Annotated in this window: 1 protein-coding gene; it reads left to right on the top strand. The window is 38.4% G+C overall.

Features of this window, described 5'->3' with window-relative positions; all coding sequences use genetic code 11:
* The coding region (locus tag DK207_RS15675; protein WP_213066246.1) for a hypothetical protein at window positions 1–383 on the top strand (383 nt) is incomplete at both ends.

A 383-nucleotide genomic window follows, 5' to 3' on the forward strand; every position in this document is an offset into this window, starting at 1 on the left:
GGGTTATGGCTCTGTACTCAGTTATGAAGAGATGGAGACAAAAAATAAAACCGGTAAAGGGCTGTTAACGGTTTCAGATGAAACAGAATTGCTAGCGCCTTTCTTAGTCGATGCAGAAAAGAAAAACAATCAACATTGGTTAGTTATTATCACCGATAAAACACGTATTCTGGCGATATCTGCAGAACATCTAAATGAGATGAATAAGAAAGGTCGAGGCACTCGCTTAGTTGCATTAGGCAAAGAGCAAAGTGATGTTATCGAACAAATCGTGTTAATAGCAAAAAATGAAGCCCTCACATTTACTGTTGATGGTCAACAACAAACATTAAAAGCAGAAGAGATTAGCTATTTTAGTGGTGATGTTGGCGATGAGCCTATCC

This window comes from Acinetobacter haemolyticus (assembly GCF_900406815.1).
GTDB lineage: Bacteria > Pseudomonadota > Gammaproteobacteria > Pseudomonadales > Moraxellaceae > Acinetobacter > Acinetobacter haemolyticus_A.